The organism is Streptomyces sp. NPDC008121 (genome assembly GCF_042957155.1).
Lineage (GTDB): Bacteria > Actinomycetota > Actinomycetes > Streptomycetales > Streptomycetaceae > Streptomyces.
In genome coordinates this window covers 1031519-1053122 of record NZ_JBIBHT010000001.1, presented here as the reverse complement: position 1 = coordinate 1053122, position 21604 = coordinate 1031519, and the positions used below count along the sequence as shown (strand labels likewise).

At 73.9% G+C, this 21604-nt stretch carries 19 protein-coding genes and 1 tRNA gene; 10 read left to right on the top strand and 10 right to left on the bottom strand.

Annotation, left to right across the window (positions count from 1 at the left end; translation table 11 throughout):
• Positions 1-2 precede the first annotated feature (2 nt).
• From ACFZBD_RS04450 to ACFZBD_RS04435, 4 genes are read right to left on the bottom strand one after another with little or no spacing between them, the layout of a single operon-like run.
• Entirely contained in the window at positions 3-1343 is a 1341-nt protein-coding gene (locus ACFZBD_RS04450; RefSeq protein ID WP_391135118.1) for an STM4012 family radical SAM protein, read from the bottom strand.
• Entirely contained in the window at positions 1340-2155 is an 816-nt protein-coding gene (locus ACFZBD_RS04445) for an STM4013/SEN3800 family hydrolase (RefSeq protein WP_391135949.1), read from the bottom strand. Before ACFZBD_RS04445 ends, ACFZBD_RS04450 begins: the two co-directional genes overlap by 4 nt.
• 20 nt (positions 2156-2175) lie before the next feature.
• Positions 2176-3480, bottom strand: coding sequence for an STM4014 family protein (locus tag ACFZBD_RS04440; RefSeq protein ID WP_391135947.1), 1305 nt, complete (start codon positions 3478-3480; stop codon positions 2176-2178).
• A gap of 56 nt (positions 3481-3536) precedes the next feature.
• Positions 3537-4493 carry an STM4015 family protein gene (locus ACFZBD_RS04435; protein ID WP_391135115.1) on the bottom strand — a complete coding sequence of 319 codons (957 nt, stop codon included), beginning with the start codon at positions 4491-4493 and terminating at the stop codon, positions 3537-3539.
• Between the two features lie 237 nt (positions 4494-4730).
• Here ACFZBD_RS04435 and ACFZBD_RS04430 point away from each other — a divergent pair, with 237 nt between their 5' ends.
• Complete coding sequence (locus ACFZBD_RS04430) at positions 4731-5546, top strand: SIMPL domain-containing protein (RefSeq protein ID WP_391135112.1); 816 nt, start codon at positions 4731-4733, stop codon at positions 5544-5546.
• A 240-nt stretch (positions 5547-5786) separates the two neighbouring features.
• Here ACFZBD_RS04430 and ACFZBD_RS04425 read toward each other — a convergent pair whose 3' ends face one another.
• Positions 5787-6416 carry a TetR family transcriptional regulator C-terminal domain-containing protein gene (locus tag ACFZBD_RS04425; protein ID WP_391135109.1) on the bottom strand — a complete coding sequence of 210 codons (630 nt, stop codon included), beginning with the start codon at positions 6414-6416 and terminating at the stop codon, positions 5787-5789.
• A 77-nt stretch (positions 6417-6493) separates the two neighbouring features.
• Positions 6494-7672, bottom strand: coding sequence for a Glu/Leu/Phe/Val dehydrogenase dimerization domain-containing protein (locus ACFZBD_RS04420; RefSeq protein ID WP_391135105.1), 1179 nt, complete (start codon positions 7670-7672; stop codon positions 6494-6496).
• Positions 7673-7820: 148 nt separating this feature from the next.
• Here ACFZBD_RS04420 and ACFZBD_RS04415 point away from each other — a divergent pair, with 148 nt between their 5' ends.
• A complete protein-coding gene (locus tag ACFZBD_RS04415) occupies positions 7821-9023 on the top strand; it encodes an MBL fold metallo-hydrolase (RefSeq protein ID WP_391135102.1) in 1203 nt (400 codons plus the stop codon).
• Positions 9024-9104: 81 nt separating this feature from the next.
• Here the strand turns inward: ACFZBD_RS04415 and ACFZBD_RS04410 are convergent, their stop codons facing one another.
• Complete coding sequence (locus ACFZBD_RS04410; RefSeq protein WP_391135099.1) at positions 9105-10382, bottom strand: Nramp family divalent metal transporter; 1278 nt, start codon at positions 10380-10382, stop codon at positions 9105-9107.
• Between the two features lie 148 nt (positions 10383-10530).
• Positions 10531-11334: an AraC family ligand binding domain-containing protein gene (locus ACFZBD_RS04405; RefSeq protein WP_391135096.1), complete on the bottom strand. Its 804-nt coding sequence runs from the start codon at positions 11332-11334 to the stop codon at positions 10531-10533.
• A gap of 50 nt (positions 11335-11384) precedes the next feature.
• Here ACFZBD_RS04405 and ACFZBD_RS04400 point away from each other — a divergent pair, with 50 nt between their 5' ends.
• The 6 genes from ACFZBD_RS04400 (at position 11385) to ACFZBD_RS04375 (ending at position 16293) form a co-directional block, all read left to right on the top strand.
• Complete coding sequence (locus ACFZBD_RS04400; RefSeq protein WP_391135093.1) at positions 11385-11816, top strand: DUF2000 family protein; 432 nt, start codon at positions 11385-11387, stop codon at positions 11814-11816.
• A 628-nt stretch (positions 11817-12444) separates the two neighbouring features.
• Positions 12445-14310 (top strand): ATP-binding protein, encoded by a 1866-nt coding sequence (locus tag ACFZBD_RS04395; RefSeq protein WP_391135090.1) that lies wholly within the window; start codon positions 12445-12447, stop codon positions 14308-14310.
• Between the two features lie 7 nt (positions 14311-14317).
• Positions 14318-14752, top strand: a complete 435-nt coding sequence (locus ACFZBD_RS04390; protein WP_391135087.1) for a roadblock/LC7 domain-containing protein — start codon at positions 14318-14320, stop codon at positions 14750-14752.
• A 2-nt stretch (positions 14753-14754) separates the two neighbouring features.
• On the top strand, positions 14755-15126 hold the full coding sequence (locus ACFZBD_RS04385) for a DUF742 domain-containing protein (RefSeq protein WP_391135084.1): 372 nt from the start codon (positions 14755-14757) through the stop codon (positions 15124-15126).
• The gene (locus ACFZBD_RS04380) at positions 15104-15727 is read left to right on the top strand and encodes an ATP/GTP-binding protein (protein ID WP_391135081.1); all 624 of its coding nucleotides are present in this window, start codon (positions 15104-15106) and stop codon (positions 15725-15727) included. The genes ACFZBD_RS04385 and ACFZBD_RS04380 overlap by 23 nt, the downstream gene beginning before the upstream one ends.
• The gene (locus ACFZBD_RS04375; RefSeq protein WP_391135078.1) at positions 15724-16293 is read left to right on the top strand and encodes a GAF domain-containing protein; all 570 of its coding nucleotides are present in this window, start codon (positions 15724-15726) and stop codon (positions 16291-16293) included. Before ACFZBD_RS04380 ends, ACFZBD_RS04375 begins: the two co-directional genes overlap by 4 nt.
• A 108-nt stretch (positions 16294-16401) precedes the next feature.
• Here ACFZBD_RS04375 and ACFZBD_RS04370 read toward each other — a convergent pair whose 3' ends face one another.
• Positions 16402-17601: an acyl-CoA dehydrogenase family protein gene (locus ACFZBD_RS04370; RefSeq protein ID WP_391135074.1), complete on the bottom strand. Its 1200-nt coding sequence runs from the start codon at positions 17599-17601 to the stop codon at positions 16402-16404.
• A gap of 580 nt (positions 17602-18181) precedes the next feature.
• On the opposite strand from ACFZBD_RS04370, the gene ACFZBD_RS04365 reads away from it, so the two are divergent.
• Positions 18182-18255 (top strand) — tRNA-Pro (locus ACFZBD_RS04365).
• 234 nt (positions 18256-18489) lie between these two features.
• Complete coding sequence (locus ACFZBD_RS04360; RefSeq protein WP_391135071.1) at positions 18490-20574, top strand: SpoIIE family protein phosphatase; 2085 nt, start codon at positions 18490-18492, stop codon at positions 20572-20574.
• 52 nt (positions 20575-20626) lie between these two features.
• Here the strand turns inward: ACFZBD_RS04360 and ACFZBD_RS04355 are convergent, their stop codons facing one another.
• Positions 20627-21559, bottom strand: coding sequence for a DNA/RNA non-specific endonuclease (locus ACFZBD_RS04355; protein ID WP_391135068.1), 933 nt, complete (start codon positions 21557-21559; stop codon positions 20627-20629).
• Between the last annotated feature and the right edge of the window lie 45 nt (positions 21560-21604).

Genomic DNA, 21604 nt, shown 5'->3' with positions numbered 1-21604 from the left:
CCCTACTTCGGCTCGTAGGCGGCCATCGCCGCCCGCACGGCGGGGGAGAACAGCTCGGGTCCGATCCCGTCCGAGTGGGCGAGCCCCTCGGCGGAGAGCCGGAGCAGCCCGGCCGGCGCCTCCTCGTCCAGCCAGCCGAGCGCCTCGAACCGGCGCAGTTCGGCCGGGAAGTCGGCGACAGGGGAGGTGCCAAACCTGTCCTCGTACCCGCGGACGTCCATCCCCTCGGCCTGGAGCAGCGACTGGAGCAGATGGCGGCGGCGCGCCTCGCCCGCGTCGACCCACCGGCCCACCTGCGCCCGGCGGAATCCCTCCGGCCCGGTCTCCGTGTACGCGTCGATGAGGGAGCGGATCTCGCGCATGTCGACGGCGTAGTCGAAGGAGTAGTGCAGCGACGAGGTGTACGAGCGGGCTCCGCAGCCAAGCCCGATCATGCCGTCGGTCTGGCAGGCATAGTCGTCCGCGCTCAGGGGCGGGGCGTCGGCCCGGCGGAACATCCGCATCGACACCTGCTCGTAGCCCGAGGCCAGCAGATGGTCCCGGCCCCGGCGGTAGAGGCGCAGCCGCAGACGGTCCCACTCGCGGTCGGCATCGGCGGGGGAGAGCCGGCCGAGGCCGGTGAGCGGGCGGACGTAGAGCGGGTAGAGGTACAGCTCCTCCGGCCGCCAGGCGAGGGCCGCGTCGAGCGAGCGCAGCCAGGACTCCTCGGTCTGGCCGTCGATGCCGTAGATCAGGTCGATGTTGAGGACGGGGACGCCCACGTCACGGATCCGGCCGAGCGCCGCCTCCACGTCCTCCCGGCGCTGCGGGCGGACGGCGGCCCGCGCCTCGGCCTCGACGAAGCTCTGCACCCCGATGCTGAGCCGGGTCGCCCCGCGCTCGGCGAGGACGGCGAGCCGGTCGGCGGTCGCGGTCGCGGGGGAGGTCTCGACGGATAGGGGGACGGACCGCAGGTCGACGCCCATCCGCCGCTCGGAGATGTCGCAGAGCCGCTCCAACTCGGGGGCGGTCAGGAACGTCGGCGTGCCGCCGCCGAAGGCGGCCGTGGCGAACCGGACGGGCCCGGCGTCACCGAGCGCCCCGCGCACGGCCGTCGCCTGCCGGTCGAGGGCATCGAGATAGCGGGTGGTCAGCTCGCCGGGGGCGCCGATCCGGGTGAAGAGGTTGCAGAACCCGCAGCGGACCTCGCAGAACGGTATGTGGGCGTAGAGGGAGAGCGCGTCCTTCGGCTGGTCGGCCCACAGGTCGGCCAGGGACGGCGCCGGGTGGGGGAGCGGGCGGTACGCCGTCTTGTGCGGGTAGGCGTAGACGTAGCTCTGGTACGGACGCGGGGCCCCGGTCACGCGACCGCCTCCGGGCCGTCCAGGAGGAAGTGGGCGTACGGCACGGTCCAGACGACCTCGTGGCCGAGACGGTGACCGGTGAAGCCGTCCTCTCCGTACGCGGTGCCGTGGTCGGAGCAGACGATGGCGAAGCAGGGGCGGCGGCTGCTCATGGCGGCGAGGAGCCGGCCGATGTGCCGGTCGACGTACTCCAGGGCCGCCGCGTGCGAGGCGCGGGTGTCCCCGGACTCCCGGGTCGCGCCGGGGAGATGGAACCAGTTGGGCTGGTGCAGCGCGGAGACGTTGACGAAGAGGAACAGGCGCTGCTCCGGCGGGAGATCCGCCACGATCTCCTCGGCCCGGGTCACCTGGGACGCGAAGGAGGTCGGGGAGGCGACCCCGAACTCGGGCTCCCAGTGGCTCTCCTGGAAGAGGTCCGGCAGCACGGAGCCGAGCGGACCCTGCCGGTTGAAGAAGCCGACGCCGCCGACGCAGACGGTGCGGTAGCCCCTCCGGGCCAGGCCCGAGACGAAGTCGGGGGTGTCGTGGACGAAGGTGCCCTCTGCGGTGCTCTCGCTGCCCGCGAACCGCGCGGCGAAGAGGCGGGGGTGCGGGCCCTGGGTGTCCGGGGTCGGCAGGAAGCCGGCGAAGATCGCCTGGTGGGAGGCGTAGGTGAAGCTGCCGGGGGCGTGCCGGCGCTCCCAGCGGCCGCCGGGGAGGTGGCGGGCGAGGTTCGGGATGCGGCCGGCGGCGGCCAGTTCGGCGGCGACGTCGTAGCGCAGGGTGTCGAGCGTGACCAGGAGGAGGTCGTGGCTGCCGACGATCTCGTTCATGTCGGGCTCGGGCCGCTGTTTCACGGGGTGCTCGTTCCTGGGGTGCGCGGGGGTACGGGGGTGGCGGGGCCGGCGTCCGCGGCGGAGGCCGTCGGGGTGGGGGCAGGGGCTGGAGCGGCGGGGCCGGTGGCCGGGGAGGTCGGCGTGATGGCAGCCGGGCCGGTGGCCGGGGCGGCCGGCTGGGTGGCGGCCGGGGCGGGGGTTCGGGTACGGATGAGGGCGGCGACTTGGGCCGCGTAGGTGTCCAGGCCCTCGGCGCCGCTGCCCGGCAGGCCGGTGAGCCCGGGCAGCAGGTCGCCGAAGGCGTTGACCTCGCCGACGGCGAAGCGCCGCCAGTCGGAGGATGGCAGCAGGTCGACGCCCACGCACCGGGTGCCGGGGAAGGCGGCGGCCGCCCGCTCGGCCACGCCCAGCACGTCCTCCCACCGCCCTCCGGCCGCGGCGACCGCGCCGCGCGCCGCCTCCAGATCGCCCCGGGCACCGCCCAGATGAAGGTTGGTCATGGGAGAACGGCTGGTGCGCACGACGGCGTGGCCGGCCCGCCCGTCGACCACCACCACCCGCAGGTCGACGACGCGACCGGCCTGGGCCGCCTTCGGCAGCCAGCGCTCGATGTGCAGCCCGTCGGGAGCCAGCGCGTCCACGATCGCGGCGACCTCGCGCTCCGTCCGATAGCGGCGCACTCGCAGGGAGTTGAAGAGAGCGCCGTCCGGGCCGCGCTCCACGGACGTGGTCGCCTGGACCCGGCCGCCGGGTGCGGTCTCCACCGCCAGCACCCCGGAGGCCGAGGAACCGTGCGCGAGCTTCACGAACACCCGGCGCGCCCCGGCGGCCGCCGTCAGCGCCACGACGTCGTCCCAGCCACGCACGGGCGGCGCGTCCGGCCCCGAGGTCGGCGACGTGGGCACCGGCACCGAGGCCTCGCGGAGCACGCCGTGCCCGAGCCGCTTGTCGAACAGCACGGCCAGCTCGCCGGGATCTTCGACCAGGACCGCCCCCGCGGACCGGACGTCGGCGGCCAGCGCCGACACGGCCGCGATAAAGCGCGCGTACCACCGCCCGGTGCCCTCGACGCGGGTCGTGTCCGAGACGCCGCGCAGCAGCCGGTCGACCTCCGGGTCCTCGCTCGGCGAATCGAGACGGACCAGCTCGCCCGCCGTGAACCGCGCCCCGCCCCGCAGCACGTCGAGCCAGGGCACGACCCGTGCCGGAGGCAGCCCGGCGGCGGCCACCGCGTCCACGAAGAACCGGACGCGGCGGCCCGCCGGATTGCCGACGACGGCCAGACGGAGGGCGGCCTCCCCGGACCCCGCCCGGGACGGCACGCGCGCGGGGGCGGCCCCCCGCGCCCGCCCGGGGACGCCGCGCACGAGCGCTCGGGTCACTCGGCGACCGCGACGTACCGGTAGACCACGCCGCCGTTCTCGTCCGGCTGCTGCGCGTCGTCGACGTCGACCGTCACCCCGTGCGGGGTCAGCGCGTCGATGATCCGCTCGCGCATCTCCTTGGAGAGGTAGTGGTGGGAGAGGCCGAGGTAGGCCAGGTGAGTCAGCGGCCCCCCGGCGAGGAGGGCCGCCCCGCCCTCGTCGGTGAGCGTGCCCATCGACAGATCGAGCCGGTCGAGCCGGGCGACGACCGGGGCGTTCGCGACGGCGGCGGCGATCTCGTCCTGGATGTGGCTGTTGCGCAGCCCCAGATGGCGCAGGGAGGGGAACGCGGTCCCGGCGAGCAGCGGCTCCAGGTCCGCGACCGTGCTGTCGCCGCCGTACTCGTCCGAGCCGAGCCAGAGGTCGAGGTTCTCCAGTGCGGGCAGATCACTGCCCGCGATACCGCGCACCACCCCCGCGCCCAGACCGCCGGACTCCACCACGAGCGACCGCAGCCCGGCGTGGTGGATCGACGGGAAGGCGAGCTCCGAGCCTCCGCGCACCCCGAACTCCAGCAGCCGGGGATAGGCGGCGAGCAGCGGTGTCACGTCGCTCTGCTGGATCCACGAGATCTCGCAGTCCTCGAAGGTCATGTCGCCGAGGAAGACCGCTTCGAGCGCGGTGAGCCGGTCGTTGGCCCCGATGAGCGCGGCGACGATCGGTGCCGACGAGTTCTCGTAGGCCTCGTCCCAGCCGCCGACCACCAGCGCGCGGACCCGGCCGGCGTCCACCGTGCGGAGGAAGCGGTCGAAGAGCGGCTCCCACGGCTCGTCGTCCGGCTCGCTGTACGTCGGCGCGGAGAGGCGCCACGCCACGGAGGCCGCGTCCGGCAGCGCGACCCTGGAGTCGGGGCCGGGGAAGTCGAAGACGGGCAGGCCGTGCAGCTCCCCCAAGGGGGTCGAAATGGTCATGACTACTCCCGGGCACCGGACGGCGTTGATCGGCTGTTGCGAGATTTCTACCAAGCGGCACTGACAGTGCGGTGCGCCGGGGGCGCTCCCCGTGCGGGAGGGGGCGCGCGGGCGACCTGGGCGTGTGCGCAGACCTGTGCGGGTGACGGGGCAGGAGTGGCGCCCGGGAGCGGGGGCCGGGGGGTGTTGGGATGTGCGCGCCGGGTCCTCCGGCCGCCGTTCCCGAAAGGACCGTCCGTGACGACCAGCCATCTCCGCACGCCCCACGCCCCTTTCGCCGCCCCCACCGCCGCCTCCGGCCCCGCCCGCCGGGCTCTGGGCCGCGCCCTGGTGGCGGGCACGGCCCTCGGCGGGCTCCTCCTCGCGGGCGCCGTCCCCGCGCTCGCCGCCGTCCCCACCGCACCCGCCGTGGCCGCCGCCCCGGCCGCCGCGCCCACGACCGTCACCGTGACCGGGACCGGCCGGGCCGCCGCCGCGCCCGACGTGGCGGTCCTCTCGGTGGGCGTGGAGGTCACCCGTAAGACCGCCAAGGAGGCGATGAGCGCGCAGCGCACCGCCGCCGAGGCGCTGCTCGCCGCACTCCGCAAGGAGGCGGTGGCCGACCGGGACATCAGGACCGACAGCCTCTCCCTCTCCGCCGTCTACACCCAGACCGACGGCGGCGAGAACCGGGTCGCGGGCTACCAGGCCGGGCAGTCCTTCTCCGTCAAGGTCCGGGGCATCGACCGGGCGGGCCGGGTCATCGGCGCCGTCAACGACGCGACCGGCGACACGGGCCGGGTCAACAGCGTGGCGTTCGACGTCGCCGACCCCGGCGCCCTGCGCACCAAGGCCCGCGAGGCCGCCCACCGGGACGCCCACGACAAGGCGACCCAGCACGCCCGTCTCAGCGGCCACCGCCTCGGCCGCCTCGTCTCCCTCACCGAGGGCGAGGCCGTCCGCCCGATCTCGGGCGCGGTCCCGGCCATGCCGGCCGATGCCCCGGAGGTCCCGCTGGCCCCCGGTGAGATCGAGGAGCAGGTGACCGTGACGGCGGTCTACGAACTGCGCTGACGCGGGCGGCGGAGCCGCCCGCTCCTCCCGGCGGCGCCCGGACCGCGCCCCCCTCCGCGCGCCCGTGACGGGCGGCGGACGGCAGGAGCCCGGAGGGCAGGACCATGGCCGGCAGCCGCGTGCCGCGGGCCGGCCGTTGCTCCGAGGGGCGTCGGCGGAGGCGTCGCACGGCCGTGGACGCCCCTCGGCCGAGCCGGGGGAGCGGCGGCAGGAGCCTGGAGGGCCGGGCCCCCGCAGCGGCTACCGGCCGCCCCCGCCCGGTGGCCTCGCGGGGGCGTCGGGCAGGCCCAGCTCGCGCGCGAGGGCCGCGTCCGCCCACTCCAGCATGGCGGCGCGGGAGAGGGAGCCGGCGTAGGAGGTCATCTGAACCGCGAGGCCGTCCAGGAAGGCGGTCAGCCGCCAGGCCGCGCCGGCCGGGTCGGGGCAGGGGAACTCGCCGGCCGCCGCGCCCTCCGCGATCACCTCGGTGAGGGCCGCCTTCCACTGCTGGTCCAGGGCGGCCGCCACCTCGCGCAGGGCCGGGTCGCGCAGACTGGCCGACCAGCCCTCGATCCACAGCCGCCAGCCCTTGGCCTGGCCGGTCGGGGCGTACCAGCGGACCGCCGACCGCAGTCGGCGCAGAGCCGTGGTGCGGCGCCCCAGGAGCCGGCGCAGATGGACGAGGTCGCCCTCGGCGGCGTACGCGAAGGCCGCCGCGACGAGCTTCTCCTTCGTGGAGAAGTGGTAGAGCACGAGCGCGTTGCTCACCCCGAGGGCCGAGGCGACGTCCGCGATCCGCACGGCCGTCACACCCCGCGCCTCGATCTGCTCGACGGCGGCCCGCAGCAGGTCCTCCTGCCGCTCCGCCACGTTCAACCGCACTCTCGCCACGCCGTTCACCCTACACAGCACCTGACGCGGGCATGATCAGCAATGCGAGGGGTCTCCCGCTCCGGCGCACGCCCCCGTCAGTACCAGCCGTAGCGCTCGTCCAGCTCGCGCAGCCGCTCCTCCGCCAGCGCGTGTGCCGCCGCGCGCGGCGGCGTCCCGTCCACCTCCGCGCGGTCCAGCATCCGGCCCACCAGGGACCGCATCGCCCGCCGGGTGTGCGCGAACGCCTCCTCGGCGTCGGCGCCGATGTCGCCGAAGAGCGTCCACCACCACCAGGCGTTCGTGGCGGAGTTCACCACCACGTCCGGCAGCACCACGACCCCGCGCGCCGCGAGGGCCTCCTCCGCCTCCGGAAGGACCGGCATGTTGGCCGCCTCCACCACCCAGCGGGCCCGGACGAGACGCTGGTTCCCCGCGTCGATCGCGTACGAGACGGCGGCCGGGACCAGGATGTCCACGTCCGCCGCCAGCCACGCCGCACCCGGCTCCTCCCGGTCCCCGGGCCGCAGGGCGGAGCGGTCCACGACCCCGTGCCCGTCCCGCGCCGCGAGCAACGCCTCCACGTCCAGACCCGCCGGGTTGGCGATCGTCCCGCGCGCGTCGGCGACGGCGACCACCGAGAGCCCGGCCCGGTCCAGGAAACGGGCGGTGGCGCCGCCCATCGTCCCGAAGCCCTGCACCGCGACCCGCACTCCGGCGTACGGACGCGCCGCCCGGTCCAGCGCCGCCAGGGCGGCCTCGGCGACCCCGCAGCCGCCCACCAGCTCGCCGAGCCCGATCCCGTCCACGCTCCGTGCGAAGGCGTCGGCGAGCCGCCGGCGGGCCGCGGCCTCGTCCTCCAGGAGCGGGAAGACCGCCTGGACGGTGGAGACGAGTCCGGCCTCCGCGGCCGCCCGGTCGACCCGGTCCTGGGTCAGCCCCAGATCCTCGCCGGTGGTCCAGAAGCGCTCGACGTACGGACGCATCGCCCGCAGATAGCGCACCAGGACGCCGTACGCCTCGGGGGAGCGCGGGTCGCAGTCGATCCCGCCCTTGGCGCCCCCGAGCGGGACGTAGCGGCCGCGCGGGTCGTAGTGCAGGGCCTCCTTCATGGTCATGCCACGGGCGAGCCCGGCCACCTCCCCGGCCGTGCACCCCTTCCGCATCCGCAGCCCACCGCTGGCCACCCCGCGCACCAGCCGGTCGACGACCAGATGGCCCCGGCTGCCCGTGACGTGGTCGGTCCAGGCGACGGACAGCAGGGGTGAGGTGTTCACGGACGTCTCCAGGGGGCGGAAGGGGCGGTGGGGACGGGCGGGGACAGGCCCCCTTACTGAACGGCGGTTCAGTATCGCCCACGGTTCAGGCCGGGAGGACCGGGGGCCGCCCATAATGGAACGACCCCTACATCCTCAGGAGGCTCCGTTGACCGGCACCGGTTCCGACCATCCGCTGCGGGCGCGGCTGCGCGCCCTGCGCCCGGCGGCCTTCGGCGCCGACCCGTCCGGCGCGCGCATGGAGCGCATCCGGCGCTCCCCGAACTTCGCGGACGGCGTCTTCCAGAACCCCGTGGCGGCACGCCACCGGCCCTCGGGCTCCACCCTCGAGTTCGCCAAGGTCTACTTCCGGAAGGAAGAGCGGGTCCTCCGGGCCCCCGCCGGCCCGATCCCCGTCCACCCCACCACCCTCGCCGACCTCGCCCGCCCGCCGGCCTCCGGGCTGCGGATCACCTGGGCCGGCCACTCCAGCGTCCTCACCGAGATCGACGGGCACCGGGTGCTCTTCGACCCGGTCTGGGGCGACCGCTGTTCGCCCTTCGCCTTCGCGGGGCCGAAGCGCCTGCACCCCGTGCCCTTCCCGGTCGCCGCGCTCGGCCCGGTCGACGCCGTCGTGATCTCCCACGACCACTACGACCACCTCGATCTGCCGACGATCAAGGCGCTGGCCTCGACCGACACCCTCCTCGTCGTGCCGCTGGGCGTCGGCGCGCACCTGGAGCGCTGGGGCGTGCGCGCCTCCCGTCTGCGCGAGCTGGACTGGAACGAGTCGACGGAGGTCGGCGAGCTGCGGCTCACCGCGACCCCCGCCCGCCACTTCTGCGGCCGCGGCCTGCGCAACCAGCAGCACACCCTCTGGGCCTCCTGGGTCGTCACCGGCCCCCGGCACCGGGTCTACCACAGCGGCGACACCGGCTACTTCCCCGGCTTCGAGGAGATCGGCGCCGCCCACGGCCCCTTCGACGTCACCATGATCCAGATCGGGGCGTACTCCGAGTACTGGCCGGACATCCACATGACCCCGGACGAGGGCATGCGCGCCCACCTCGACCTCCAGGGCGGCGCCCCGCACGGCGTGCTGCTGCCGATCCACTGGGGCACCTTCAACCTCGCCCCGCACCCCTGGCACGAGCCCGCCGAGCGCTCCCTCTACGCCGGCTACACCGCCGGCCAGACCGTCGCCACCCCCCGCCCGGGCGAGCCGTTCGAGCCCGCCTCGATACCGCCCGCGGAGCCGTGGTGGCGGGACGTCGCCCTGAAGCCCGCCGCCGGCTGGGCGGCCTGGCCGGCCGCCGCTGCGGCCACGGTCAAGGGCAAGCACCAGGAGAGCGACCTCGCCGGCGAGCGCTGAACCGCCCCGGTCTCCCCGCGGCGGGGAGACCGGGCGCCGCCCGGCGGTCCGCACGGCCGCGCGCCGCCCGGCGAGCGAGGTCTACCAGGGCAGGTCGCGGACCTGCTGGACGCAGAGGACCACGAAGAGCAGGCCGGCCGCGCCCAGCATCGCGTTACTCAGCTTGCCATTGCGCCATTCCGCCGGGGTGCGGTCGGAGTTCAGCAGCCACACCAGCGTCAGGGCCAGGAACGGCATGAAGACGGCGCCGATCACTCCGTACACCACGACGAGTCCGAACGGCTGGTCCAGGAAGAGCAGGCTGATCGGCGGGAAGGTGAGCCAGAGCAGGTACGCGCGGAACGGCGTGGACTTCTCGTGGGGCACCCCGGGGCGGGCCAGGGACGGGCGGTACTTCGTCACGAAGTCGGCGAACATCAGGCTCACCCCGTGCCACACGCCGATCAGCGAGGTGAAGGACGTGGCGAAGAACCCGATGAGGAAGAGCTTCGCGGTCGCCGCGCCGTAGCGCTCCTCCAGGACGCCGCTCAGGTCGAGCAGGCCCTTGTCGCCCTTGGCCAGGGCCACGCCCGAGGAGTGCAGCAGCTCCGCCCCCACGAAGAGCATGGCCACCACGAAAATGCCGGTGGTGAGGTAGGCGACGCGGTTGTCGAGACGCATCACCTTCATCCAGCTCGTGTTGTTCCAGCCCTTGGCGTTGACCCAGTAGCCGTAGGCGGCGAGCGTGATCGTGCCGCCCACGCCGCCGATGAGTCCGAGGGTGTAGAAGAGCGACCCGTCCGGCAGCGCGGGGACCAGACCGGCCACGGCGGAGTCGAGGCGGGGCGTGACCCTGATGGCGAGATAGACGGTGACCACGAACATCACGCCGACCAGGATCGTCATGAGCTTCTCGAACACGGCGTACTGGTTGAACCAGACGAACGCCAGTCCCACCAGGCCGCACAGCACGGCCCACACCTTGAGGTCCATCAGGTCGGGGAAGAGCGCCGCAAGCGGAAGCGCGCTGGAGGACATCGCCGCGGCGCCGTAGACGAAGCCCCAGACGACGACGTACCCCGCGAAGTAGACGCTGGTCCAGGAGCCGAGGCTGCGCCAGCCGTCGAAGAGGGTGCGGCCGGTGGCGAGGTGCCAGCGGCCCGCCGCCTCCGCGAGTGAGATCTTGACGAGGCAGCCGATCACCGCCGCCCACAGCAGGGTGTAGCCGAACTTGCCGCCCGCGATGAGGGTGGCGACGAGGTCGCCGGCGCCGACGCCGGTCGCCGCGACGACGATGCCCGGCCCGATGGACCGCCAACTCGCTCTGCGCGGCGCCTCCTTGCCGCTGCCCGTGGTCTCGGTCTGGGTGATGTCCGCCATGCGTGGCCGCCTTCCCGTTCGCCCCAGAGGTCGTCAGGTCACCAAAACGGGTCGACGGAGATCGCGCAAGGGGACCCGCCCGCGTCCGGAGTCCGAGAGTCCGCCCCCTCGCCCTGACGGCGCGCCCAGCGGATCGGGGCGTGGGGCCTCAGCGCCCCCGCGCCTCTCGGGCGTAGCGCCCCGGCGGGCTGCCCACGATCCGCTTGAAGTGGCGGGTGAAGTGCGACTGGTCGTAGAAACCGGCCGCCGCGGCGACCTCGGCCGGTGGCTGCCCGTCGAGCAGCAGGCGGCGGGCGCGGTCGACCCGGCGGGCCATGAGGTACTGGTGCGGCGCGATGCCGAAGGCGGCGCCGAACGCCCGTACCAGATGGGTGGGGTGGGCATGCACCACGGTCGCGGCCTCGTCCAGCGTCACGCCCCGGACCAGCCGCTCGTCCAGGAGTTCCCGCAGCCGGCGGGCCACCCCGCGGTCGTCCGCCTCCTGCGGGACGGCGAGGCGCGGCCGCAGATGACCGCGCAGCCGTTCGCACACCAGCGCCAGCCTGCTCTCCGCCTCCAGTTCGTCGCCCGGGCCGGCCAGCGCTCCGTGCAGTTGCCCGACCCGGCGCCGCAGCAGGGGGTCGACCACGTCCGGACCGTCCACGGCGGGGCCGACGAGGCTCTCGTCGAGCCGGGTCAGGTCCAGATAGAGCACCCGCTTGCGGAAGCCGTCCGCGGTGGCGGGCGAACCGTTGTGCGGTACGTGGGGCGGCAGCAGGGAGACCGTGTCGCCGGGGGTGCCGCGCTCCCGGCGGCCCAGGTCGTACCGGACCGCGCCGTCGTCGACGACCAGCAGGGTCCAGGAGTCGTGGACGTGCATGGGGTAGGCGTGCTCGGTGAAGCGGGCGTGGAAGACCTCGACGACACCGGCCACCTCCGGGCGCCACGCCGAGACCTGCTCCCGGTCCGCCATGCAAGGAATGTACAAGACGGGCCGGGGGGCCGGTCGGCAGCCTGGGAAGCATGACGACCGAGAACACGCCCGTACGCTTCGACACCAAGATCGCCGTCCTGCTGCGCCGCGACCTGGAGCCCTGGCAGCGGCTCAACGTGACGGCCTTCCTGGTCAGCGGCCTCGGCACGGAGCTCCCGGAGGTCATCGGCGAACCGTACGCCGACGCCGACGGCACGCCCTATCTGCCGATGTTCCGCCAGCCCGTCCTGGTCTTCGAGGGGACGAAGGAGGTCCTGACCGCCGCGCACGAGCGGGCCCTCTCCCGGGCGCTGCCCCGGGCGGTCTTCACCTCCGACCTCTTCACCACCGGCAACGACCGGGACAACCGCGCCGCGATCCGCGCGGTGCCCAGGGCCGGGCTCGATCTGGTGGGACTCGCCGTGCACGGGCCGCGCAACGCCGTGGACAAGGTCCTCAAGGGCGCCCGCATGCACCCCTGAGGGCTGTCCCGCAACAGAAGCCGACGAGGCGCTCGCGGGGACGGTCGACCTGCGGCTCGCGCGAGGGGGTCCGGCTCCCGTACATCCGGGACCTGCGCGTCGCCGCCCGGTGGCGCGGGTGGTCACGGACCTCAGGGGAGGGGCCGGCCGGTCAGGGCGGACCGAGGCGCCCGGTCGTACGGACAGTCACCGGCGCGCCCCGGCCGCCGCACCCTCGGCGAACGCGTTTGCGAACGTCGCGGACGCGGTCGGACGGCCCCGTCCGGGGGTCCGCCGCGCGGTGTCCGGGGCCGCGCGCGCGAACGGGCCCGCCGGCCCGCCGACGGATTCCGGTCAGGGCCGGATTCCGCGCGGGGCGGGGGCGTACACCCGCCTCCGCCCTCCTCCGTTCCGCCCCGACGCGCCGTCGTCAGGTTTCGGCCGAGCGTTCTCGGCCTGGCGTGCGGAGGGTGATACCAGAGTGGGACTTTCTACGGGTGAGTTTGCCAACTGCGCGCCGCACATGAGCGGTTGACGACTACAGTGTGTGCTTGGTGATCATCGGTAGGCTCCACGCAACCACGTAGGACAGACCCCCCTCAGTACCTTTCGCTGTACGCCGATTCCTGGGCACGTACCAAGGACACTCATGTCTCAACTTCGCGCACCCGCCTCGCGGTCCGAACGCCGCGAGGGCGGGCGGCACGGCCGGTCAGGCGCCCGTCCCGCTCCCCCCGCGGGGGCTCCCACGCCCGCGCAGCGCTCCACGCAGCTGCCGGCGGAAGCCCGCATACGCTCCCAACTCCTGCGCACCTCCGTGCTGCCCGCGGTCGCGGTGGCACTCGGCGGCGCGGCCGCCGTCCTCTTCACCATCCGCTCCACCGGCGCCGGCCCGACCCCCGGCCTCTGGGCAGCCCTCACGGGCGCCGCCGCCCTCACCATCGCCTCCGTCACCGCGGCCGCCTTAGGCGCCGACCGCGCGGCCAAGGCCGTCCTCGACCGCTGCAACGGCCTGCGCCGCTCCAGCGCCCGCGGACAGAGCGAGCTGCGCGCGATCGTGGAGCAGCTGCGCCGCGGCGAAGGCCCCCCGGCCCGCCCCGCCCTCCCCCCGGCCGCCGGCTCCGGCGACGAGTTCGACCTGCTGGGACAGGAGCTGAGCCGCTCGCACGAGGCCGCCGTCGCGGCCGTCGTCCAGGCCTCCCGGCTCTCCAGCAGCGTCGGCAACGAACAGAAGGTCGAGGTCTTCGTCAACCTCGCCCGGCGCCTTCAGTCCCTGGTGCACCGCGAGATCCAGCTCCTCGACGAGCTGGAGAACGAGGTCGAGGACCCCGAGCTGCTCAAGGGCCTCTTCCACGTCGACCACCTGGCCACCCGCATCCGCCGCCACGCCGAGAACCTCGCCGTGCTCGGCGGTGCCATCTCCCGCCGCCAGTGGTCCAACCCCGTCACCATGACCGAGGTCCTGCGCTCCTCCATCGCGGAGGTCGAGCAGTACCCGCGCGTGAAGCTCGTGCCGCCGATCGACGGTACGCTCCGGGGCCATGCCGTGGCCGACGTCATCCACCTCCTGGCCGAACTGGTCGAGAACGCGACCCTGTTCTCCGCGCCGCACACCACCGTGCTGCTGCGCGCGCAGTACGTCACCGCCGGCCTTGCCATCGAGGTCGAGGACCGCGGCCTCGGCATGCCGGTCACCGAGCAGAACAAGATGAACGCCCTGCTCGCCGACCCCGACCAGGTCAACGTGGCGCACCTCCTCCAGGACGGCCGCATCGGCCTCTTCGTCGTCTCGGCCCTCGCCCGGCGCCACGGCATCGCCGTACGCCTCCAGTCGAACATCTACGGCGGCGTCCAGGCCGTGCTCGTGCTGCCGCAGGGCCTGCTCGGCGCCGACCCCGAAGGCCTCGCCCCGAACGACCGTCAGGCCACGGGCGCCGCGGCGCAGGCCCAGGCCGCCGCTCAGGTCCAGCCGCAGCCGGTGCCCCAGGGCCCCCCGCCGGCCGTGGCCCCGGCGCACCCGGCCCCCGCCCCGGCGATGCGCCCCGCCCCCACCGGACCCGGCACGCCGCCGGCGCCCGTCCCCGTACAGGCGCAGGCACCCGCCCCCGTCCACGCTCCGCCGCCCCCCGCTCCCGTACGGGCGCCGGAGCGCGACACCGCGCACCGGCCGCAGGCGTACCCCGCGCCCGCCGCCGCACCGAACCACCCCGCGGCGCCCGGCGATCCCTACCCGGCCGAGCGACCCCGCACCGGGGGCACCCCCCTCCCCCCGCAGGCGCCCCTCGCGCACCCCGCCCCCCGCGCGGAGCCGCCGAGCCGGCCCCTCCTCCCCAAGCGGCGCGCCCAGGAGCACCTCGTCCCGCAGCTCCGGGACGAGCCGGTCGCCCGCAGGCAGGAGGAACACGCCCTGCACGACCCGGGTCTGATGGCCGCCTTCCAGCGCGGCATCGGACTCGCCGAATCCCAGCCCTCCCCCCAAGAACCGCTGCGTCCCGGCGACGCGCGCAAGGAGTAGATGCACCATGGCGAGCAATGCGCCGCACGGCCATTCCTCGGATCTCGACTGGCTGCTGAGCGGTCTGGTCCAGCGGGTTCCGTACACCCGCAACGCTGTACTGCTCTCCTCCGACGGGCTGGTGAAGTCCGTCCACGGCCTCGACACCGACGCCGCCGACCACATGGCGGCGCTCGCCTCCGGGCTCTACTCGCTCGGGCGCAGCGCCGGCGCCCGGTTCGGCGACGGCGGTGAGGTGCGGCAGGTGGTGGTCGAGCTCGACTCCACCCTGCTCTTCGTCTCCACGGCCGGTTCCGGCACCTGTCTGGCGGTGCTCGCCGGGCGCGAGGCGGACGCCGCCGTCCTCGGGTACGAAATGGCGATGCTGGTCAAGAGCGTACGGCCGTATCTGGTCACGCCCGCCCGACAAGCGGCGGGCGCGGCGGGCAGCGCGGGGCAGTGAGCGTGACGTCCCCGCAGGAGGGCCCCTGGCTCGACGACGCCGCGGGCCGGCTGATCCGGCCGTACACCGTGAGCGGCGGCCGGACCAAGCCCACCACCGCGCTGGACCTCCTCTCCATGGTGATGGCGACCGGCTCCTCCCCCCAGCCCCACATGGGCCCCGAGCACAACCTGGCCCTCGGCCTGTGCGACGGGCCCACCTCGGTGGCGGAGATCGCGGCGCACTTACGGCTCCCGGCGGTCGTCACCAAGGTCCTGATCTCCGATCTCGTGGACTGCGGGGCGCTCACCGCCCGAGCGCCCCGCTTCCACGCCAACCCCACCGACCGTTCCTTGCTGGAGGCAGTGCTCGATGGCCTACGACAACGGCTCTGAGCGCCACGAGAGTTTCGCGTCCGACCCGTTCCCGACCGCGCTGAAGATCCTCGTGGCGGGCGGCTTCGGCGTCGGCAAGACCACCTTCGTGGGCGCGGTCAGCGAGATCGAACCGCTGAGCACCGAGGAGTTGCTCACCCAGGTCAGCGCGGCCACCGACAGCCTGGAGGGAGTGGAGTCCAAGACGACCACCACGGTCGCGATGGACTTCGGACGGATCACCCTCGACGACCGCCACGTGCTGTACCTCTTCGGCACCCCGGGCCAGGAGCGCTTCTGGTTCATGTGGGACGAGCTCTCCGAGGGCGCGCTCGGGGCGGTCGTCCTCGCCGACACCCGCCGTCTGCAGGATTGTTTCTCCGCGGTCGATTTCTTCGAACGGCGCGGCATCGGATTCGTGATCGCCGTCAACGAGTTCGACGGCGCCTACCGCTACGAGCCGGACGAGGTGCGGGCCGCGCTCGACCTCAAGCCCGAGGTCCCGGTCGTCCTGTGCGACGCCCGGATCTCCAGCGCCGGCATCCGTACGCTGCTCACCCTCGTCCAGCATCTGCTCACCACCATCCCGGCCCCCGTGCCGAGCTACGGAGCACCGTCATGACCTACGACCCGACCGGGCACATGCTGCTGACCCCCGTCGACCGGGAGGCGCCCACGCGGGTGCGCCGCCTGCGCGAACTGGGACTGGGGGAGCGGCCCGAGCCGGCCTTCGACGAGTTCGCCCACCGGCTCGCGGAGGTGACCGGCGCGCCGTACTCGATGGTCAACTTCATCGACGAGAACCGGCAGTTCTTCGCCGGTCTGCACACCCCGGCCGGGACCCATTCGGGCAGCGACCTGGGCGCGGCCGCCGCCGGCGGGAACGTCGGCCGGTTCATGGCCCGCGACCACGGCTACTGCCCGCACGTGGTGGTGCGCCGCAAGGCCCTCGTCCTGGAGGACGTCTGCGACTACCCGCGCTTCGCGGGGAACCCGGTGGTGGACGAGATCGGCATCCGCTCCTACATGGGAGCGCCGCTGATCGACCGTACGGGCGTGGCGCTGGGCACGATCTGCGTGGTCGACACCGACGTACGGCCGTGGGGGCGGGCCGGTCTGGAGACCATCAAGACCCTGGCGGCCGAGCTGGTGGAACAGATCCACCGCCGCGAGGAGGGGCTGATCTGACCGGCCGAGCGACGCGCGACAGCGCCCCGGCGCGGCAGGCGGCCGTGCCGGGGCGCTGTGGTGTGCGGAGGGCCTGACCGGCCGCGCCGGGGCACGGCCGCGGTGTCGTCAGGCGTGGGCGGGCTCCAGCCGGAGCAGCTCGGACAGCTTCTCCGACCAGCTGCCCTTGGCCGTCCCGAGGGCGACCTCCGCGAGGCGCAGCAGCTGGATGTCGGAGGTGCCGGCGGGCGCGAAGATGTGGTGCGCGTCGCGCAGATAGCGCTCGATCGGGCGGTCCGTGAAGAGCCCGGCCGCGGCGTGGATCTCCATCGCGTTGCGCGCGGAGTCGAGCGCCGACTCGACGTTCACCAGCTTGGCGTTCATCAGCTCGGCGTCGCAGGACTGCCCCCGGTCGAGCAGGTGCACGGCGTGGTACGCGAGGATCCGGGCGGTCATCACCCGGGACTGGATCTGGCCCAGTTTGAGCTTGACCGTGGGCAGCTCGTGCAGCGGCTTGCCGTAGCGGTGACGGTCCATGGTGAAGCGGGTGGTCTCGTCGAGGATCGCCTGGTGGATGCCGAGCGAGACGGCGGTGAGGTTGGCACGGCCGTAGAGCACGCTGGAGGAGTACGCCACGGACAGGCCGTCGCCCTCGTCGCCGAGCCGGTTGGAGGCCGGGACGCGGCAGTTCTCGAAGACCAGCTCGCCGAAGCTGAAGCCGTGCAGGCCCATGGCGGGCTGCTGGGGTCCCGTCCGGAAGCCCGGGCGATCCGATTCGACCAGGAAGGCCGTGAGCCCTTTCGAACCAGGGCCGGTCCTGACCACGACGCCGTGTAAATCGCCCACATGGCTATTGCCGACGAACACCTTGCTGCCGTTGAGGACGTAGTCGTCGCCGTCACGGACCGCGCTCGCGGTCATGCCGAGGACATGGCCGCCGGATTCCGGCTCGGTGACCGCGATGGTCGGCAGGCATTCACCGGCCGCGATGGCCGGAAGCCAGGTCTTGCGCTGGTCGTCGCTGCCGAAATGGACGATCTTGGCGGTGCCGAGCTGCGAGGCCTGGACCATAGCGCCCATGGCTCCGCTGACCCGGGAAAGCTCCTCGATAATGATCGTCTTGGCGAGATGTCCCGCGCCCATACCGCCGTATTCCTCGCCGATCGTCGCCCCCAGCCAGCCTTGCGCGGCGATCAGCCGGGAGAGTTCATGGTGAACCGAGCGGGACGCCTCCATGGCGGGTATTCGCGGCCGGACCTCACTCTCCGCGAAGTCCCGCACCTTTTCCCTGAGTCGATGATGGAGTCGGCTGCTGAAATAGCTGTCCATACGAGTCCTCCCCTGCGAAACGCCTGCTCGTTCGGATGTTCGAGCAGATGGTGCATCGGCAGTGGTCCCGTCCCGAACAGGCCGACCACTTCATGGTGTTGATCTTTCGGGAGCGGAGCAATATCGCCACGGAGTTTGTCTGAAAACGGAGTGGTTGACGTTTGAATGTGCCTGTGTTTCGTGTGGTCTTGGCCTGCTCGGTCCGGCCACCAGGTCATTCCCCGTGGGCATCTTTCTGCCACATGCCAACGGCACTCGATTCAGGGGTATATGACGAGAAGAGGCCCGGGCCCGTCTCACGCGCCCCCTCTTCACCATCGGAGTACTCCCCGGGCGCCCCCGGCGCGGCCGGATGACACCGGCGCCCCGGGCCCGGTGGGCGGTCGAACCCGCGGTGCCGGATCCCGGCGCGGCGCACGGGTGTGCGGGGCGGCGCCGGGGCGCGTCACGGGGAGTGACGGGCGCGCACTCCGGCGCGTGCGCGCCGGGCGCGGCCGGAAAGGGGTTCGTGACCACCCGGAGAAGTGCGGTATTGTTCTCATGCACGTTCGGCCGGGGGAAACCCCAGGTCAGCGGGGCTCGGGACGTGGCGCAGCTTGGTAGCGCACTTGACTGGGGGTCAAGGGGTCGCAGGTTCAAATCCTGTCGTCCCGACTCGTAAGAGTCGCAGGTCAGAGGCCGTGTCGGAGAAATCCGGCACGGCCTCTGACGTGTGTGCGGGGCCTTCCGCGGAGGACCGGCCACCCATGATCACCCGTCCGCCGAGCTGCCCGGGCGGCCGTCCCGGAGGACGATAGAAGCTGTCGGGCCCGGAGCCAGGCCCACGGGCCCGGCCGGGTACTCCTCGGAGAAGGCCTCCGGCGGCCGGTGGACGGAGGGAGACCTGAGGTGGACGCGGACGCGGCTGGCACCTTCGGGGCGGCCACACCGTCCGAGCCGGGAGGCCTGCTGGACACCCTGGGCGTGGCGGCGGTGGTCCTCGACGCCGACGGCACCATCCGGCTCTGGAGCCCGCAGGCGCAGGAGCTCTTCGGCTGGAGCGCCGAGGAGGCGCTCGGCCGGTACGCGGGCCGGCTGCTCGTCCCCGAGGAGCACGCCGACTTCGTCCTCGACCTCTTCGAGCAGGTCATCGGGGGCGGACGGAACTGGGCCGGGGTCTTCCCCGTCCGGCACCGGGACGGGTCGACCCGGCTCGTCGAATTCCGCAACATGCGGCTCACCGACCGCGACGGCGCACGGTACGCCCTCGGGATCGCCGCCGACCACACCGTCGTCAGCGGCATCGAACGGAACCTCGCCCTCTCGGCCCAGCTCGTCGCCCAGTCCCCGACGGGAGTCGCGGTCGCCGACACCGACCTGCGGCTCGTCCTCGTCAACGCGGCACTCGAACGGATCACCGGCCGGCCGGCCGACGACTGCCTGGGCCGCCCGGCCGCCGAGCACCTGCCCTTCGAGGACCGCACCGACGTGGAAGCGGCGATGCGCCAGGTCCTCGAGAGCGGGAAACCGCTGCTCAGCCGGGCCGCCACCGAACGCGCCCCGGCCCCCGGAACGGGAGCCCGCGCCTGGCGGGTGTCGTACTTCCGGCTCGACGACTCTACCGGCCGGGTGATCGGCGTCGCCGTCACCATGATCGACGTCACCGAGCAGTACCGGGCCGACCAGCGCAGCGCCCAGGCCCGCCGGCGGCTGGCCCTGATCGCCGACGCCTCCACCCGGATCGGGACCACCCTCGACCTGGAGCAGACCGCCCGCGAGCTCGCCGACACCGTCGTCCCCGACCTCGCCGACGTCGCCGCCGTCGACGTCCTGGACTCGGTCATCCAGGCCCGGAGCACCAACCGCGACGCCTCCGCCCCCGCCCACTTCCGGGCCCTCGCGGTCAAGACCGCCTACCCCACCAGCGCCGCCGACGCCGCCGACCCCGTCGGCGAGATCACCCGCTACGAGGCCGACCGCCTGGTCACCCGCTGCGTCGCCACCGGCCGGACCGTCCACCTCGCCCACGTCCGCCCCGAGGACCTGCCGCAGGTCGCCCGCGACGAGCCCGCCGCCGACCTCCTCGCCCACGCCGGCCTGCACTCCTACCTCGCCGTCCCGCTGATCGCCCGCGGCGAGGTCCTCGGCGCCCTCGACCTCAAGCGCGCCCGCAACCCCCAGCCCTTCACGGAGGACGACATCCTCCTCGCCGAGGAGCTCGCCGCGCGCGCCGCCGTCTGCATCGACAACGCCCGCTGGTACCAGACCCAGCTGCAGGCGGCCACCACCCTCCAGCGCCATCTCCTGCCGCGCACCCCGCCCGACGCGCCGGGCCTGAACGTGGCCTGCCGCTACCAGCCCGCCGGAGCCGCCGGCCACGCCGGCGGGGACTGGTTCGACATCATCCCCCTCGCCGACGGCACCACCGCCCTGGTCGTCGGCGACGTCATGGGCTCCGGCATCAAGGCCGCCGCCACCATGGGGCAGCTGCGCACCGCCACCCGCACCCTTGCCCGGCTCGGCCTCCAGCCCGCCGAGATCCTCCGCCACCTCGACCAGCTCACCGGCGAGCTGGAGGAGACCATCGCCACCTGCGTCTACGCCCTCTGCGCGCCGTACGCCGAGACCTGCCACATCGCCCTCGCCGGCCACCCCCCGCCCGCCCTGCTGCTGCCCGGCAAGGAGCCCGCGCTCCTCGAACTGCCCACCGGGGCGCCCCTGGGCGCCGCCGAGAACGTGGACTTCACGACGACCTCCGTCGCCCTGCCGCCCGGAGCCCGGCTCTTCCTCTACACCGACGGCCTGGTGGAGGCCCGCCGCCACGCCATCGACACCCGCATGCACGCCCTCCTCCGCCACATCACCGGTGCCCGGCTGCCCCTGGAGACCACCTGCGACCGCCTCCTCACCGCCCTGCCCGACCCCGAGAGCCACGACGACATCGCCCTGCTCATCGCCGAGGCCGCCCCGGGGAACGCCGCCGAGGGCCCCTGAACGCGGAGGACCGCCGCACCCGGCCCCGTACGGCCCCCGGAGCCGGGCCGGATCAGCCCTGCATCGCGATGTCGTCGAAGGACTCCAGGCGCCGCCAGCGGTCCTCCGGCGCCCGCATCGGCGGCAGCAGATCGACGTCGGGCAGCGGCCCGAACTCCAGCTCCGTGATCTCCGCGACGTCCGAGACCGGCACCTGGTACGCCCGGAAAGGACCGAGCGGCGGGGGCGCGCCCGCCTTCGCCCCCGCGAGGGCCCGCTCCGCGTCCCGGCCCAGGTCCGGACTCTGATCGAGGACGTACGCCGTCGCCGCCAGCGCCCCGTCCTGCATGAACGCGACCACCTTCCAGAAGCGCAACGGCACCTGCACACCCCGGTAGGGCGGATCGGAGTCCTGCAGCACCGGCCCCGTCAGCACGCACAGCCGGCGGTCGAACGCGGCGACGTGATCCATCAGATACGTCTCCAGGCCCTGCCACAGCCTCCTGCCCTGCACCAGCTCGTCGGCCGGGGAAGGGGCGTGGTGCGAGGCCCGGGGAACCGCGTTGGGGGAGAAGAACGTGTCCGTGTGCGCCTGGCCGGCCTCGGCGACCGTGCCCCACACCGGATCCTGCCGCCGCACCAGCTGGGCACGCTCCAGACCGTTGTTGCGGTACAGGTCGAACCCGGCCTGCCGCTCCTCCGGCAGCCGCGGGTCCAGCTCCCACAGGTCGTCGCGGGCCGCGTCCTCGATGAGCCGCCGCCCCTCGATGCAGACCGCCGCCGAGGCGGCGAGCCGCCGGTCCGGGCGGAAGACCACCGTGAAGTGCGTGTACGGCAGGACCACCGTCTCGACCGACGTGCGGGCGGGCAGCGCCAGCGGCACGACCGGGCCGAGGAACGCCTCGTCGTAACCGGTCCGGTCGGCGAGCGCGTCACGGCGCGGGCCGCCCGCCCGCGGGGACGGCGGCTGGGGCTGCGAAGGGGACGGCGGGTCGGTCGGGTTCATACGGAGTACGTACCGCGCACGGCGGGCCGCGGTCGGCGCCGGGCC